This is a genomic window from Colwellia sp. BRX8-4, from assembly GCF_014077345.1.
In the GTDB taxonomy this organism is placed as follows: Bacteria; Pseudomonadota; Gammaproteobacteria; order Enterobacterales; family Alteromonadaceae; genus Colwellia_A.
The window spans coordinates 38,117-52,629 of record NZ_JACGVS010000012.1 but is presented as its reverse complement, the minus strand read 5'-3'; the positions used below and the strand labels follow the sequence as shown (position 1 = coordinate 52,629).

Genomic DNA, 14,513 nt, shown 5'->3' with positions numbered 1-14,513 from the left:
TTGAGTGTTAATTACTGATATACAGCTACAATATTGGATTAAGGTTGATTATTTTTGCATATAATTATAAATTATTAGCTAGAAATTAGGTGTTATCTAATGAGAGTAATAAAATGAAAGAACAACCTATAATCTATGACAGATTTTCATGTGCTAACTGCGCAGATAAAGGTAGCCTTGATTTTGATTTTACTATGGCTTTTCAGCCAATCATTAACTGTACTACCCAGCAAATTTATGGCTATGAGGCATTAGTACGTGGATTAAATAACGAATCCGCTTATTCAATAATATCGATGGTAAACGACGATAACCGTTATTTATTTGATCAGCTTTGCCGAGTTAAAGCGATAGCTCTTGCCTCCAAGTTAAAACTTCAATCTATGCTCAGCATAAATTTTCTCCCCAACGCTATATATAAACCTGAGCGTTGCATTCGCACAACATTGGAGGCAGCCAAGAAGTATAGCTTTCCCATTGAAAAAATAATGTTTGAATTTACCGAAGTTGAAAAAATTGATGATACCGCTTTTATTAAGAATATTGTTGAGTCTTATAATAAAATAGGCTTTAAAACTGCAATAGATGACTTTGGCGCAGGGTATGCTGGCTTGGGTTTATTAGCTGATTTTCAAACTAACATCGTAAAAATTGATATGGGGTTAATCCGTAACATTAATGAAGATAAAGTTCGTCAGTCAATAGTAAAAAATTGTTTAAATATTTTTAATGACCTAAACATTACTCCGCTTGCTGAGGGAATAGAGACTAAAGAAGAATACCGCTGTTTACGTGATTTTGGTATTGAACTAATGCAAGGTTACTTTTTTGCCAGACCGGGCTTTGAAAATCTACCTTTGGTTGACTTTAGCGACCTTTAATAATGAGAGCCTAACAAGCTGATTCATCAGTTTTTTATCCCTGTTTTACCTTTTATCTGCTGAAAGTATTTCGTCCACCGCTAAGCATTTACCTTGTTGCCAGCTCTCTTGTAAGCGTTGTTTAAATAATACTATTTCGTCTCGTTGTGCTAATAGTCCCTTAATTAAACTCTCTGCCTCAAGCAAGCGTATATCAAGTTGTTCGACTATTTTGTTGTGATCAAGTCCTTCAGTTACGCCACTATCTGCTAAAACATTTAAGATATCTGCCAATCTAAAACCTAGCCGCTTCGCACATTCAATCGTTGCTAAACGCTGCACACTATCTTGCGAATAATGTCGATAACCATTTATATTTCTTTGTATTTTAGGGAGTAATCCTTTGGCTTCATAAAACCGTATAGTAGAGGCTGTTATACCACTTATTTTTGCTAACTCGCTGATTTTCATCGGTACCTACTTTATGCGTATGTAAACTGTTGACATTAAAGTTAACTTTAAGCTTATACTTGTACAAAATCCAGCTCGTTAAACTTATTAACAGGAGTTCTACTTGAGTCACTCTGTATTTACACCGATAACTCTTCCTAATGGCGCAATTTTGCCAAATCGTTTAGCAAAAGCCGCCATGGAAGAAAATATGGCTGTTGAAGGCCATTTACCCGGCGATGATATTTTTCAACTATATAAAACATGGGCTGCGGGAGGTACTGGCCTGCTTATTACGGGTAATGTTATGGTAGATCACCGCGCAATGACCGGCCCAGGAGGTATTGCTTTAGAGGCAAATACACCCTTAGAGCCCTTTAAAAAGTGGGCTGAAATAGCAAGCAAAAATGGCACAAAAATATGGATGCAAATAAATCATCCTGGCCGACAAGTCTATGCTGCTATGGGAGGGCAAGTGTTTTCTCCCTCAGATATTGCATTGGATATGGGGAAGCATAGTCAGTTATTTAGTAAACCAAGTCCGATGACCGAGCTTGAAATTCAAGCGTTAATTCAGCGATTTGTTATCACAGCATCACGTGCTGTTGAAGCTGGGTTTCATGGTATCGAGATCCACGCAGCCCATGGCTACTTGTTATCACAATTTTTGTCGCCGCTGACCAATAAGAGAAATGATAACTGGGGTGGCAGCCTTGAAAACCGTGCTCGTCTCCTTTTTGAAATTGTTAAAGCGGTCAAGCTAGTTATACCTGAAAATATAGCGATAGCGGTTAAGTTAAACTCCGCAGATTTCCAACGTGGTGGTTTCGATGCACAAGATGCCTTAGTTGTGGTAAAAGAACTTGGCCATTTAAACGTAGATTTAGTTGAATTGTCAGGTGGTAGCTATGAAAGTCCAGCAATGCAGGGTAATACAGCTGATGGACAGCCCCTAAATAGAGAAGCTTATTTTCTTGAGTTTGCGAAAGAAATTGCCAAACAAGCTCCTATGCCAATTATGACAACAGGAGGGATTGTCCGTTTAGCGATTGCACAAAAAGTAGTAGATGAAGGCGTAGATATGGTCGGCATTGGCAGAGCGCTGGCCTTTAGTCCAAATCTTCCTCAACGCTGGAAAACGTCACCAGACGCGGTAGCCATTTTACCTCAAGTAAAATGGCAAGATAAAACTTTAGCCGCACTTGCAACTATGGCTATTACCAAACGTCAGTTACAACGTATTGGCAAAGGTAAAGCCCCAAAATTAAACTCATCACCATTATTTTCACTGATTTTTGACCAACTACGACTTAAAAAACTGACTAAAATCTATCGAAAAACTTATGAAAATGAATAGGGCATATTGATATTTTTTTAATCTTATATAAGGCATTGTCAACAGATAGTGTCGCGTAAACCCGTTGATTAGCGGTTGACTAGGGCCTAAGGAAGTTGACAATAAAGCATAGTTTGACGGTTAATGGCGGCATATTCATCACCTTGCTTATATAAAGTGACGAAAATTACTCTTGTTAACGATAATACGTTATGTGTTAACAATCGTTCTAAACGTAAGGTTTATCCTTGCGTCTTTAATGAGTTTAGTTGGTGGTAAACGATGTAGCCAATGCTGTTGTGTTGGCCCTTTCATGACTAACAAACTGCCCGCTTTAAGGGGTAAGGTAATGACTTCTTTTGATATCTTGTGCTTAAAAGCAAACTTTCTTTCAGCACCAAAACTTAACGATGCAATCGCACCTTGGTCCTTTAAATCTTTTTCACCATCGCTGTGCCAAGCCATGCCTTCTTCTCCACTGTGATAAAGGTTAAGTAAGCATGAATTATAAGTTTCACCACTATGGCGCTCGACAAGTGCTTTTAATGAAAGCAAATCATCGGTAAAAGGCAACGCTGTTTTAGTAATATTTGAGTAGGTATAGCTAAAACATTCAGCAGCATGCCAAGCCACTTTTCTTTTTGTTTCAATAGTTTTGCCAAATATAACTGCTTGGTCACAACGCCAATCAATACCGTTAAGTAAGCGATTAAAGTAATAGTCGCTATCGTCTAAAGAGATAATTTCACCAAAATAATCGACATCACCATCATATGGCAAAAGATTAATCGGCTGTTCAAATAAAGATGAAAATAGATCCATGTCGATAACACTTAAATGAGAAGGTGAAGTAGCCATAGTACAGACAGCAGTTAATGAAAATGGGCTAAGCGTGTTTAAGTTAACACCCCCAAGCAATTACCTGAACTTTTTGAAAATAATAGCACAGTAGATAATAAAACTCATCGATACTTACGTCGCCACTTTAAAATTCAGCAATATTTACCACAATAAAACAACATTTTGTAGGGGGTTTCCCTGATTGAAGATGAAATTGGATTTAGATACTGTCTGAGCATAATAATATTCTGCAATTAAAAATGTCCTTAACGGTGAAGATAAAGACTTCGTGGGTTAAGACTAAAATTGTTAAAAAACATATGATTAATGTCTTAAGTAGGACCTTTACTGCAGTAAGTAGTTTTATCTAATACTCATTGTCAATTATGTAAGATAAATCTATTTTGGAAGCCCATGGACGTGGTTAAAAAACTAAATTATGCAATTATCCACCCAGAGCAAAATAGCTACGATATAAAGCAGTTCGTTGACGGTAGCTGGATACGTCTTATTTATATGGCGTTGCAACAACAAAATTTACCAGCAAACAAATTATTATCGTCAGTAGGTATTAACGTCGCTTCTTTACGTGAGTTAGATTCTATTCAACGGGACGTTGTGCTTAAGCTATATGATAATATTGCAGTATATTCAGGCTTAGATGCCTTACCTGCTGCAGTGGCTGCTATTTTTCAACTGCATTTCTTACGTCATACGGGTGTCATCGTAGCAGATGCTAAATCGCTAGGTGATTTATTAGAAAAAATTATTTTTGCTAGTGAGCAAATGAATAAATTGATTGAGGTCACTTTAGTCGTTAAGGGCGATTGCAACTTATTAGTTGTTTCATCGCGGGCAGAGCTGGTTAATGTCCATAGAACGACACTAGAAATTGGATTTTGTCTGGTTTATAAAATAATTAATCAAATATTTCCTGCCCACTTAGATATTATTTCAAAGATAACGCTTGATTTAAAAAGTCAAAGAAACAGCTTTGAAAAAACATTTGACTATCCGGTTACGTACACCGATAGCGGGAAATATGTCATTGTTTTTAAGAAAAATGTTCTTGCGACCAAAAATTTATTTTCAACGCACTCGATTGGTTTAGAGCCCTTCGTAGATAATAAATTGTCTAAAACTTATATTCAATTACTCTCTGATATTGAGAATTTAATGACAGAAAATATTGCTTCAAATAATCTAAATATCGTTTTTGTAGCTGAGCAGATGAACATTAGTGTCAAGACCTTGCAACGCCGTTTAAAACGCTTTAATACTGACTTTAGTACTTTATTGAAAACAAAAAAAATCAATCATGCGCAAATACTCTTAAAGCAAAATAAGCTGAGTTTAATTCAAATTTCTTATCGGCTGGGTTTTAATTCGCCATCAAGTTTTTCTAGGGCATTTAAGAAATGGACAGGTGTTTCGCCATCAGATTATCAGTAAATAATGTACATCTTGGTAACTCAATAGTTGGCTATGTAACTCCCTGTCAGTTGGTATTAATTTAACGTAACTGTTTTCATTATGGTACTAGACACTTTAAACACTGAACACTTGCTCATAAAAGTTTTGTAGTTGTTGAATAGCCAATGAAATTACAATTTTCTCATTAAATCTACCCACCGTATTCAACTTTTATTAACATCAATAATTTTAACTTGTTTTACTGGGTTAACTCGCGATATTAAGGCGTTATTATTACCTGGTAATCTTTATTAATGATCTAAAAAGCTATATTGAAAACAGCTGACCCCATACTTATGTAGCTTAGTTGTTATAAAGATAATAATTATAAGTTAGCCACTTAGTGAGGTGTCTTTAGTTGTCTAGATAATGTCGTTACTGGTTAAGGATTATTCTAAATAAACGCTTATAGTTAGCTAAATAAAAGCGAGTTTAGTGAATCGTTTAATTGAAGACAAATTTATTGATCATCGTCGTTGTGGTCGTTAAGGCAAATATATTTAATTCAGGTATTAAAAGCTACTTGAGCACATCCAGTCGTATCCTATGATTTTATTATAGTTTTGGATAATAAATTTTTGCGACAAGGATAAGTAATATAAAGGAATATAATCATGAGAATATTACATACCGCACAAGTGCTTACACTATTATTTAGTGCTAGTGCACTGGCTAATGCAAACAATACTAGCATCGATATTACGGGTATTAGTCTTACCGAACTATTCAATCTTAAAATAACCTCACTATCAAAAAAAAAGCAGACTTTACATAAAGTCGCTGCCGCTGTGTATCTGCTTACTCATAATGAAATAGATTACCTTGGCGTGACTACCATCGCAGATGCACTAGGTTATGTTTCAGGTGTTGAGGTAGCATATTGATGCGAGTCGATGGGCATAAGATTACTTGGGTGGTTAATGGGCTAAAAGCAGTGGAAATATTTCCAAGTAAAACCTTTGATATTGTCTTGATGGATTTTCAAATGCCCATTATGAATGATGACTTTAAGTGTAAAAATATCGAAGCAGCACAACATCACCTGACTATTTTAACACATACCTTTACCCGCAGTTTGGCGTTAATCAACGGATTAGTTCAACCAACTAATAGCCGTCAACTTTACCCGGTTATGAGCAAGCTCGAAGCTATTGAACAAATTAAAATTCTACGTGAATTATTCAAGAACTTTCAGCTATTTGACCTGATTTTAAAAAAAATTAATTCAGCAATTGCCTCATTTAAACAATCCTGATGAGCTGACCAACAAGTTACGATGTGCTATTGCCGACTTTTATTTTGAACGAGGAGTCATAGCGTTAATCGATATTGAATTACTACCGAGCAAGGAGTCAGCAAATGCAGTTAACTTATAATGCTAAAGCGAAAATTTTGGTGGTTGATGATGAACCTAATAACCTACAGGTCATTAATCAAGTGCTAGTGGGAAATTATCAATTGGTGTTTGCTAAAAATGGCCAGCGTGCCATTGAAATTGCAATAGAGCAGCAGCCTGATTTAATTTTACTCGACATCATGATGCCAGAAATGGACGGTTATGAAGTCTGTCGAACATTAAAAAAGATTAAAAGTACCGCTCATATTCCTATTATATTTGTTTCGGCAATGTCTAATATGGAAAATGAATGTCAGGGATTTGAAGCAGGGGGCGTCGATTATATTACTAAACCGATATGCCCAGAAATAGTACGCGTCAGAGTGAAAACCCATTTGTCTTTGGTTGGGGTAAATGAGCTAAAAGAAAGCAGAATGCAAATTATCCAGCGGTTAGGACGAGCCGCCGAATATAAAGATAATGAAACTGGATTACATGTTATTCGCATGAGCCACTACTCAAAACTAATTGCTAGGGCTGCTGGTTTAGATGAGTTTTCTCAAGAAACACTTCTTAATGCTGCCCCAATGCATGATATCGGCAAAATTGGTATACCCGATCATATTTTATTAAAGCCGGGGAAATTAGATGCCAAGGAGTGGGCTATTATGAAAACCCATGCCAATATTGGTGCCGACATCATCGGCGAAAATGACTCTCCACTACTAAGTATGGCGCTTAGTATTGCTTTAACTCACCATGAAAAATGGGATGGCTCTGGTTATCCTAATCATCTTAAAGGGCAAGAAATTCCGTTGGTTGGGCGAATCGTTGCTATTGCTGATGTCTTTGATGCCCTAACATCTGAGCGGTCATATAAAGCAGCATGGCCAGTTGATAAGGCTATTGCTCATATGAATTCAGTGTCGGGAAGTCATTTTGATCCCGATCTTATTAAACTTTTCAATGCGGTGTTACCGGATATTTTACTTATAAGAAATAAGTGGCCAGAGTTAAAGGCAAGTTCATCGTTTATTAACAAAGTATCTTAGTGATTTTGAAATTTCGTTATTTAAGATCACCATACTCTCAGACAAAAGCATTATTAATTGAAAAACTTCCAACAAACTAAATAACTAAAAATTAGTGGTTAAGTCGCCATTAGAGTTACGAGCGAGATAACAAAATGGACAGGCTTTATTCCTGCAGATTTTCAATTAATAATCTTCAGGTCGATACCTTTATAAAAGGATTAATATTTATGATTTTACTGATATTGAGAAGGTTGGTGACCACTTGTTTAATTTAAGTCATCGAGTGAATAAACCAATTTCGTTGTCTAGAAGTTTTCTAGATGTGATGCCGATACCCGTAGCAATATTTGATGTTGATGGTAAGTTGCTCCATGTGAACATTCAATTTTCACTATGGTTTACTCCTAACGCCGCCGAACTTAAAACCCTTAAGCAGGTATCAATGTTAATCAATGAGTTAATGTCTAATGAGCTGCAATTAATATTGTCAGATGTGATGACAAATAATCAAAGACGATACATCAGAGAAATAGCGATTAGAACTAACATTAAAGGCCACAAAACCTGTAAAACATCTTTTACCAATATTAGGTGTAATGATAAAAGTAATGGTGTGATTATGTTTTTTGAAGATAAAGACCGCGAAACTGAAAATATGGCACTTTATAAGGAGCAAGCTCAATTAGACCAACTTACAGATACCCTAAATAGGTTTGGCTTCTATGAGGCATTCAATAGGGGAACTCATCAATGTCTTAATCATAAATTTCTCTATGCGGTTATGATTGCTGACATCGATAAATTAAAATTATTGAATGATGTTAACGGTCATCAATATGGCGATATGGTGATAAAAAACACGGCGAAAGGGCTGTTAAAAGAACTGAGGACAGAAGACATTTTGGCGCGATGGGGGGGTGACGAATTTATCATTGTCTTGACTAATATATTTTCTGAAAATCATGTGACCAAACTTTCTGAACGACTAGCGAAAGGGGTTGATGAGTATAGTTTGGCGAAAAACACACCTACTTCAATTTCTTATGGTCTCGCTGTCTGGAAAACACATGGCGAATCACTAGATGATTTAATTGGTCACGCTGACCGCATGATGTATCAGCAAAAACAGCTTAAATAACGAGGATAAATTATTGTTGTTATGAACGCTTTAAACCTTACTCTATATTTTTACTAAAATCGGTGATGAATCCCTTGCCTGTAAAGGACTTTTATAACCGTAAATTTGAAAAATTAATATTTATTCTTAATTGAAATTATCGAAAACAGACATTTAATTCACATTTTTGTGTAGTAAACTTTTATTAGATTTAAGGCGGTTTGGAGCAAATAACGCCATAGAGTCCTTGATTTTTTCAGTGCGTTAAATTTAAGTTAGCAAAATTTCAATCTTAAGATCTGACATGATTTTTAAGATGCAGTGACTCTATCAGTGGTTATGATACTACAGACGTTGGAAACAGAGCCTGAGTCGAGTTAACTTTCAGTAAAAAAATTTATGAAACTAAAAAATTAGCTTTATAATAACTGATATTTTAAACCATAACAGCTTGGTTTCTTCCATTCTTTTTTGCTTTGTAAAGCGCAGAGTCTACCCTATCAAGTATTTCAGGCCATTCATTACTATTTATATTGCATGTTGAAACAGTCGTTGCACCAGCAGATATAGTAATATTCAAATCGCCCATGGTAGTTTTAATTGTTTCATTGGATATTGTTTGAATTATTCTATTAACCATCGAAAGTTCATTAACTTGCTGCTTCTTTTCTATAACTAAAACGAACTCTTCTCCACCCCAACGTACTAAAATATCGCTTTCTCTAATTTTAGTGCTTAATAACTTAGCAATTATAACGAGTACTTCATCCCCGACACCATGCCCATATGTGTCGTTGACTTGTTTAAAGTGATCTATATCGATGATAACAATGCAGTAATCTGTTTCTTCTTTGCTAGATTTAGCATCAAATACTTTTATATATTCAGTAAGTGCACGCCTATTACCCAATTTGGTTAACGGATCGATTAAGCTACTCTCTAGTAGTTTAGTATTTGATTTTTCTAGTTTGTTTTTATATTTCCAGATTGAAAAATAACGACTAACTAAGACGAATAAAACAATAACGCTAAAAATTGACACTAGAATTAATAGTTTATTAGAAAGCGTTCTTTCACTTAACTTAGATGATTGTAAATCGTTATTAATTTGTAGCAAGGTTATTTGTTTATCTTTTAACTTAGCTTCGTAGCTTTCATTAATCTCAGCGACTTCTTTTACACGTTCATTAAACATTAATTCAACATGTTTTTCATAATAACTTCTGAGTTGAATTAATGCCTTTTGATAGTCACCTGAACGTTCATAAGCGATACTTAAGCTTAGTTGTTGTTGAATCATGGCTTTAATATTGTTTTGTTTTTCAAAACTGTCTTTAGCATCAATCAGTAACTCAATGGCACTAGAATAATGCCCTAACTCTATTTCAATATGCCCTAAGTTAGAACGACAATGATGTAAAACCGAAGTTACACCGTATTTAATAGAATCATCGATACATTCTTGAACTTCTTTTTTTGCTTCGTTAATATTTTTGGTCTGTAATAATACACCTGAAAGGTTATTTTTTACGTTTAAAATCAAATTAATTGATCCGGACTTTATTGCACTCTCTTTGGCAAGATAAAGTGTGCTAGTTGCTTCGTCGATTTTGCCAATATTTCTCAAGAAGAGTGCCTTCATTATCAGTAGAGAAGTTTTCAGCTGTATATTATCTATTTTTTGGTCATCATATAACTGAAAAGCTAACTCATTAATTTGCAAACCTTTAGTAAAGTCTTCAATTTCCAAATAGATAATAGACATATTGGAGTAGATTTTTACCGTCCAGTCTTCGTTAGGGTATTGAGTTAAAGCATCGAACGCCAAATAATAATCTTTTAATGCACCGCTGTTATCACCGCTGCTTTGTTTATAAATCGCTCGTAAGTTATAGAGCCTACCAACTAAGTGGTTGAAATTTATATTTATTGCGGCTTGTAGTGTATTCTCAATAATATTATAAACAGAATTGGTGTTTCCATCTCGGCTTAAGTCAATATTAGCTTTTTGATAATTTGCTTCTAACATCAGCCAATCTATATTTTTTTCCTCTGCATATTTAGTTAGTTCTTCAACGGCGATATTTTCTTCTTGAGGGGAAGACATCGCCCTCTGAATTTGGATTTTTAAAATATAATATTTAGCATTTATAATGGGAGTATTTTCCCAAGTTTCTGATGCTTTTAATAGCTCTAATTGCTCTAATGTTTTTTTTGGGTTTATCGCATATTTACTTTCCGCTTTTAATAGTAGCCGACCTAGTTGACTCTTGTGTAGTGAGACAAAAGGTTGGATTTCTTCCATCGAAGCAAATGCTCGTAGTGAAAGAGCAAAAATTGATAAAAGTACAAAATTGACCAGCAGTTTTTTTAGCTTATACATTTTCCGATACGCCACAAGTAGTCCTTGTAATGTAGATGCAACCAAGGCAGCTAATAATACCCATGAATAATTTTTTTCAATATACCTAAACATCGAAAAAATTTCAGCATTAAAATTAGATAAATAAAGTGTAGTTGATTAATGTTCGCGAATCACCGTTTTGTTAAATTTAGATTTTACACTCCTAAATATAGGAGTTATAAGAAAATATGCAAAAGTAGAGTAACTCTTTTAATTCTTAATATAATTAGATATTCATGAATTTATTCGTGGGTAGGATGTATCAGGTTTCTGAACTCAGTCCGTTATATAGTAATCTATAATATCTGCTTTTTTATATTTGTTAACTTTCACTGTGTGGCAAAAATAGGCGGTTAGCTCTAACTCATAAAAGGGGAGGCCTACCTAGATTTAATATTCTAGATTCATTTGGAACTTGAATATTCCAATGGTAAAAATTGACAAAATTTAATGCCTATTGATATTACACTGAACAAAGGGCTTGTATCTATGGTGAGTATATTAGGTTTTAACATTATTGACGAAGGAGTCGAAACTGAGCAACAGGGACAGCCCTGCAAACAACTTAATATTGGACGGGTACAAGGTTGCTACTATTCTCGCCCTAAACCTCAGCATGATATTGAAATTACTTACCTTCAAACATTAGATTTTTTTGTAAAAGGAACTCAAAAATATATGCAATGATTCAAAAGCTAGCTAAACAAATTTTTCACTACGAGGTAGTCTTAAAGTCAGGTACTGCGGACATTCAGGCTTTTGTACAAAAAATACAGGCAGATCATTAGAAAATATTTTCTAAAAGGCCTAACCTTGCAGATACCTACCCAGGTATTAATGGTATTGGCGTCATTTATTATGTACCAAAATAAAGTTAATTATTTTATCGAACAACAACGAATGTATAGAGCTAATTTTAATCCTAACTCTCAAAATAATGGAGATGAATATTGGGCAATTACCTATATAGATAGAGCCACTTAAAGGTAATGAAAAAGCGGTAGGATTAGACATGGTATTTGAAGAGAATCTGTTTAGTGCCGCCAAAAAAGCAAAAGATAGTGCAACAACACAAATTACTGCGCCTATAGCACGGGTTTAAGATGCAATAAAACACTTGGTTTATAGGCAAGGGTGATTTGTGTTATGATATGAATTGCTTTAGAAATCAAAGCAGAGTAATTATCTAAATTGCTCAAACAAACGCAAACAGTTGACTGGCGTTTGAAGTTTTCAATTTTAGTCAACAATTTATCGTTCGTTCGATAGGCGTTATACATTTATCAAATTCTAAAAATTAGGAAATTACATGACTGATATAGATATTGGCATAAATAAAGAAAATAGAACGGAAATATCAGACGGTTTAAAACGACTTTTAGCCGACTCTTATACGCTATATTTGCAAACACATAATTTTCATTGGAATGTAACCGGTTTACAATTTCGTGAGTTACATTTGATGTTTGAAGAACATTATACCGAATTAGCAATTGCTGTTGATGACATCGCTGAACGTATTAGAACCCTAGATGTACCTGCACCAGGAACCTATAAAGAGTTTTCAAAATTAAGCTCTATTAAAGAGGTTGACGGTGTACCAAGTTCTGCACAGATGGTTGAGTTACTTACCAAAGGGCACGAACAAGTCATTAAAACATCGCGTGAAGTTTTAAAAATTGCACAAGCTGCTGATGATGAATCAACCGCTTCGTTAGTGTCTGATCGTATGCGTATACACGAGAAAACAGCGTGGATGTTAAGAGCGACTAAAGAATCATAATAAGTTAATTAAACGGAAAATAACGGTTGGATATCGCACCCCCTTATTTTCCGTTTTTAGCGTCTACCTTACAAAAACACTCCGACTAGCCCTTAAAAATACTCTATAAATAACGTTTCTAATCGGCCCAGTAGCTTAATTGATGGCTTGCACCCATAAGCTTTTCAAATTAATCTAGCACCCTAACTTACATTATGGGAGAGATTTGTTATTAGTGAACTCAGCTCCTTAGACTTGATACAGTCTAAACAATGGTTGTCAGCTTGGCAAAGAAACGCACTTAGCGAAATTATCAAGGTTAGTTTTGCTGATATAGATGCAGAAGATTATCTGCTAAAATATTTTGATAGCCCTGAGCCCAACCAGAGGAAACTGCGACTTTACTTCAATAATGAGCAAATCGTAGGCTATTGCTTACTCACCTTCACAGACAGTGCAAATTATACGGTAATTAAGGCTTCTGCTGCATTTCTTCCACAATATCGAAAGGGGAGTAATACTTTTTTATTTTCAATTAAAGAGAGCTTTAAAAGCTGGTTGCAAAGACCCTGGCGCAAACACTATTATGCCGATACTATGCTCAGCCCTGCTATGTATCGAGCAATTGCCAAGAATACCGCCATTGTTTGGCCACATTTTGGGCAATCTGCACCCAAGGAATTGTTTACGCGTTTTAATCCAAACGGAAAAAACAGTAATAAAAATCAGTTGCGTTGTTTAGTTTCAGTCAATCGAAGCAGTAATTATAGCGAGCAGGAGTTGGAAATGTTGCGCTGTAGCGACAAAGCAGAAATTCAATATTATTGTCAGCTCAACCCTGACTTTGATCAAGGGATAGCGCTCTTTGTTGTTATTCCAATAAATTTACAGCAGTTCGTGCAGACGACAATTAAATATCTAATGAAGTAAAATCGTATGCGCCAACAAAATAGTAGCGATTGAATAAATTAAGAATTTTGAGATAAAACCATGAATAAACAAGGGTAATATAGCCTAAATAATGATTTTACTCATTTAGTTGAGGCGTTTTACTGAACTGAAAGAGCCCAGGTATTAACTGGGCTTTTATGTGAATAACGATTATTTATTCTTTAAAAATATCGTTTAACATTCCAGCAAGACGGAAGCCTGCTTTGGCTATTTGCTCATTTAATATCGGAGTGTTTTTATACGCATACTGGTAACTTAATTCTTTATCTTCAGGGAAGTCATAGACTGTTTCTCTGTTCGATTTAGATTCTTTAGCCCAATCAAGATAAACGGTATCTTGCCATAGGTTAATGGTGTCAGGCGTTTGATTATTTAAAAAGTTAGCATATTCGGTATAAGAAAGCTTTTGATGCTCAATTATTGACGAATCCCACACAGCATGAAGTTTTGTTGGTTTTCCAAACCATTTAACGGTTATTTTATTACCGCCAAGGTCATCTCTGCGTCCAACGTGAAGCGGTTGGTGAATATCGCCAACAAAGTGAATATAGAATGCTAGTGCTTGCCATTTCTCTTCTTTGGTGATTTTTTTATCGCGAAGTTTTTTTTCAAAATCAGCTAAAGCTTTTAATATGTCGCCATCTTCATTTCTTTTTAGCCCCTTAAATACTTCGTCATCATCAATAGAAATATAATGCCAAGGCTTAGCATAATCCCATTTTTTATCTGAACGTATGTTATCAGGCCAATTAGCCATTTGAGCTAATGGTGCACCATCGGTTAGCTGCATTAGCGCCTTTTTGGCCGAAGGCTCTAAGTTATCTTCTGCTATTTTGGCAACCATACGATGCCCATTAGGGCCAAGTGCTAATGCTGATTTAATCGGCAAGTGTGCGAGTGTAATGACCATAACAGCCATCAAACTTTTATTTATCATCTACATAATCCTT

Annotated in this window: 16 protein-coding genes; 12 read left to right on the top strand and 4 right to left on the bottom strand. The window is 35.2% G+C overall.

Annotation, left to right across the window (positions count from 1 at the left end; all coding sequences use genetic code 11):
* Positions 1–113 precede the first annotated feature (113 nt).
* Positions 114–881 carry an EAL domain-containing protein gene (locus H4J56_RS11470; RefSeq protein WP_182259335.1) on the top strand — a complete coding sequence of 256 codons (768 nt, stop codon included), beginning with the start codon at positions 114–116 and terminating at the stop codon, positions 879–881.
* Between the two features lie 45 nt (positions 882–926).
* Here the strand turns inward: H4J56_RS11470 and H4J56_RS11465 are convergent, their stop codons facing one another.
* Complete coding sequence (locus H4J56_RS11465) at positions 927–1,331, bottom strand: MerR family transcriptional regulator (RefSeq protein ID WP_182215982.1); 405 nt, start codon at positions 1,329–1,331, stop codon at positions 927–929.
* A 103-nt stretch (positions 1,332–1,434) separates the two neighbouring features.
* Here H4J56_RS11465 and H4J56_RS11460 point away from each other — a divergent pair, with 103 nt between their 5' ends.
* Positions 1,435–2,667 carry an NADH:flavin oxidoreductase/NADH oxidase family protein gene (locus H4J56_RS11460; RefSeq protein ID WP_182215984.1) on the top strand — a complete coding sequence of 411 codons (1,233 nt, stop codon included), beginning with the start codon at positions 1,435–1,437 and terminating at the stop codon, positions 2,665–2,667.
* Positions 2,668–2,856: 189 nt separating this feature from the next.
* On the opposite strand, the gene H4J56_RS11455 is transcribed toward H4J56_RS11460, so the two are convergent.
* The gene (locus H4J56_RS11455; RefSeq protein WP_259364918.1) at positions 2,857–3,504 is read right to left on the bottom strand and encodes an alpha-ketoglutarate-dependent dioxygenase AlkB; all 648 of its coding nucleotides are present in this window, start codon (positions 3,502–3,504) and stop codon (positions 2,857–2,859) included.
* 396 nt (positions 3,505–3,900) lie between these two features.
* Here H4J56_RS11455 and H4J56_RS11450 point away from each other — a divergent pair, with 396 nt between their 5' ends.
* The 5 genes from H4J56_RS11450 (at position 3,901) to H4J56_RS19915 (ending at position 8,467) form a co-directional block, all read left to right on the top strand.
* Positions 3,901–4,938: an AraC family transcriptional regulator gene (locus tag H4J56_RS11450; protein WP_182259334.1), complete on the top strand. Its 1,038-nt coding sequence runs from the start codon at positions 3,901–3,903 to the stop codon at positions 4,936–4,938.
* Between the two features lie 635 nt (positions 4,939–5,573).
* Positions 5,574–5,843, top strand: coding sequence for a hypothetical protein (locus tag H4J56_RS11445; protein ID WP_182218769.1), 270 nt, complete (start codon positions 5,574–5,576; stop codon positions 5,841–5,843).
* Positions 5,840–6,214, top strand: coding sequence for a hypothetical protein (locus H4J56_RS11440; RefSeq protein ID WP_182222421.1), 375 nt, complete (start codon positions 5,840–5,842; stop codon positions 6,212–6,214). The genes H4J56_RS11445 and H4J56_RS11440 overlap by 4 nt, the downstream gene beginning before the upstream one ends.
* Before the next feature lie 104 nt (positions 6,215–6,318).
* Positions 6,319–7,347, top strand: a complete 1,029-nt coding sequence (locus H4J56_RS11435) for a two-component system response regulator (RefSeq protein ID WP_182222420.1) — start codon at positions 6,319–6,321, stop codon at positions 7,345–7,347.
* A gap of 265 nt (positions 7,348–7,612) precedes the next feature.
* Positions 7,613–8,467 carry a GGDEF domain-containing protein gene (locus H4J56_RS19915; RefSeq protein ID WP_182259333.1) on the top strand — a complete coding sequence of 285 codons (855 nt, stop codon included), beginning with the start codon at positions 7,613–7,615 and terminating at the stop codon, positions 8,465–8,467.
* Positions 8,468–8,882: 415 nt separating this feature from the next.
* Here the strand turns inward: H4J56_RS19915 and H4J56_RS11425 are convergent, their stop codons facing one another.
* Complete coding sequence (locus tag H4J56_RS11425; protein WP_182217374.1) at positions 8,883–10,829, bottom strand: GGDEF domain-containing protein; 1,947 nt, start codon at positions 10,827–10,829, stop codon at positions 8,883–8,885.
* Positions 10,830–11,339: 510 nt separating this feature from the next.
* On the opposite strand from H4J56_RS11425, the gene H4J56_RS11420 reads away from it, so the two are divergent.
* The 5 genes from H4J56_RS11420 (at position 11,340) to H4J56_RS11400 (ending at position 13,542) form a co-directional block, all read left to right on the top strand.
* The gene (locus H4J56_RS11420) at positions 11,340–11,537 is read left to right on the top strand and encodes a hypothetical protein (protein ID WP_182217376.1); all 198 of its coding nucleotides are present in this window, start codon (positions 11,340–11,342) and stop codon (positions 11,535–11,537) included.
* 126 nt (positions 11,538–11,663) lie between these two features.
* Positions 11,664–11,834 (top strand): hypothetical protein, encoded by a 171-nt coding sequence (locus H4J56_RS11415; RefSeq protein ID WP_182217377.1) that lies wholly within the window; start codon positions 11,664–11,666, stop codon positions 11,832–11,834.
* Between the two features lie 28 nt (positions 11,835–11,862).
* Complete coding sequence (locus H4J56_RS20005) at positions 11,863–11,952, top strand: hypothetical protein (protein WP_182217379.1); 90 nt, start codon at positions 11,863–11,865, stop codon at positions 11,950–11,952.
* A gap of 207 nt (positions 11,953–12,159) precedes the next feature.
* On the top strand, positions 12,160–12,633 hold the full coding sequence (locus H4J56_RS11405) for a Dps family protein (RefSeq protein WP_070376816.1): 474 nt from the start codon (positions 12,160–12,162) through the stop codon (positions 12,631–12,633).
* Between the two features lie 234 nt (positions 12,634–12,867).
* On the top strand, positions 12,868–13,542 hold the full coding sequence (locus H4J56_RS11400) for a hypothetical protein (protein WP_182251952.1): 675 nt from the start codon (positions 12,868–12,870) through the stop codon (positions 13,540–13,542).
* 175 nt (positions 13,543–13,717) lie between these two features.
* Here H4J56_RS11400 and H4J56_RS11395 read toward each other — a convergent pair whose 3' ends face one another.
* Entirely contained in the window at positions 13,718–14,500 is a 783-nt protein-coding gene (locus H4J56_RS11395; protein WP_182217382.1) for a S1/P1 nuclease, read from the bottom strand.
* Positions 14,501–14,513: the final 13 nt, after the last annotated feature.

What these genes read in the sequence shown, in the direction of transcription:
- H4J56_RS11470 (WP_182259335.1), top strand. Translation starts at nt 114, where the DNA reads ATGAAAGAACAACCTATAATCTATGACAGATTTTCATGTGCTAACTGC.
- H4J56_RS11465 (WP_182215982.1), bottom strand. Translation starts at nt 1,331, where the DNA reads ATGAAAATCAGCGAGTTAGCAAAAATAAGTGGTATAACAGCCTCTACT.
- H4J56_RS11455 (WP_259364918.1), bottom strand. Translation starts at nt 3,504, where the DNA reads ATGGCTACTTCACCTTCTCATTTAAGTGTTATCGACATGGATCTATTT.
- H4J56_RS11450 (WP_182259334.1), top strand. Translation starts at nt 3,901, where the DNA reads ATGGACGTGGTTAAAAAACTAAATTATGCAATTATCCACCCAGAGCAA.
- H4J56_RS11445 (WP_182218769.1), top strand. Translation starts at nt 5,574, where the DNA reads ATGAGAATATTACATACCGCACAAGTGCTTACACTATTATTTAGTGCT.
- H4J56_RS11435 (WP_182222420.1), top strand. Translation starts at nt 6,319, where the DNA reads ATGCAGTTAACTTATAATGCTAAAGCGAAAATTTTGGTGGTTGATGAT.
- H4J56_RS11425 (WP_182217374.1), bottom strand. Translation starts at nt 10,829, where the DNA reads ATGTATAAGCTAAAAAAACTGCTGGTCAATTTTGTACTTTTATCAATT.
- H4J56_RS11420 (WP_182217376.1), top strand. Translation starts at nt 11,340, where the DNA reads ATGGTGAGTATATTAGGTTTTAACATTATTGACGAAGGAGTCGAAACT.
- H4J56_RS20005 (WP_182217379.1), top strand. Translation starts at nt 11,863, where the DNA reads ATGGTATTTGAAGAGAATCTGTTTAGTGCCGCCAAAAAAGCAAAAGAT.
- H4J56_RS11405 (WP_070376816.1), top strand. Translation starts at nt 12,160, where the DNA reads ATGACTGATATAGATATTGGCATAAATAAAGAAAATAGAACGGAAATA.
- H4J56_RS11395 (WP_182217382.1), bottom strand. Translation starts at nt 14,500, where the DNA reads ATGATAAATAAAAGTTTGATGGCTGTTATGGTCATTACACTCGCACAC.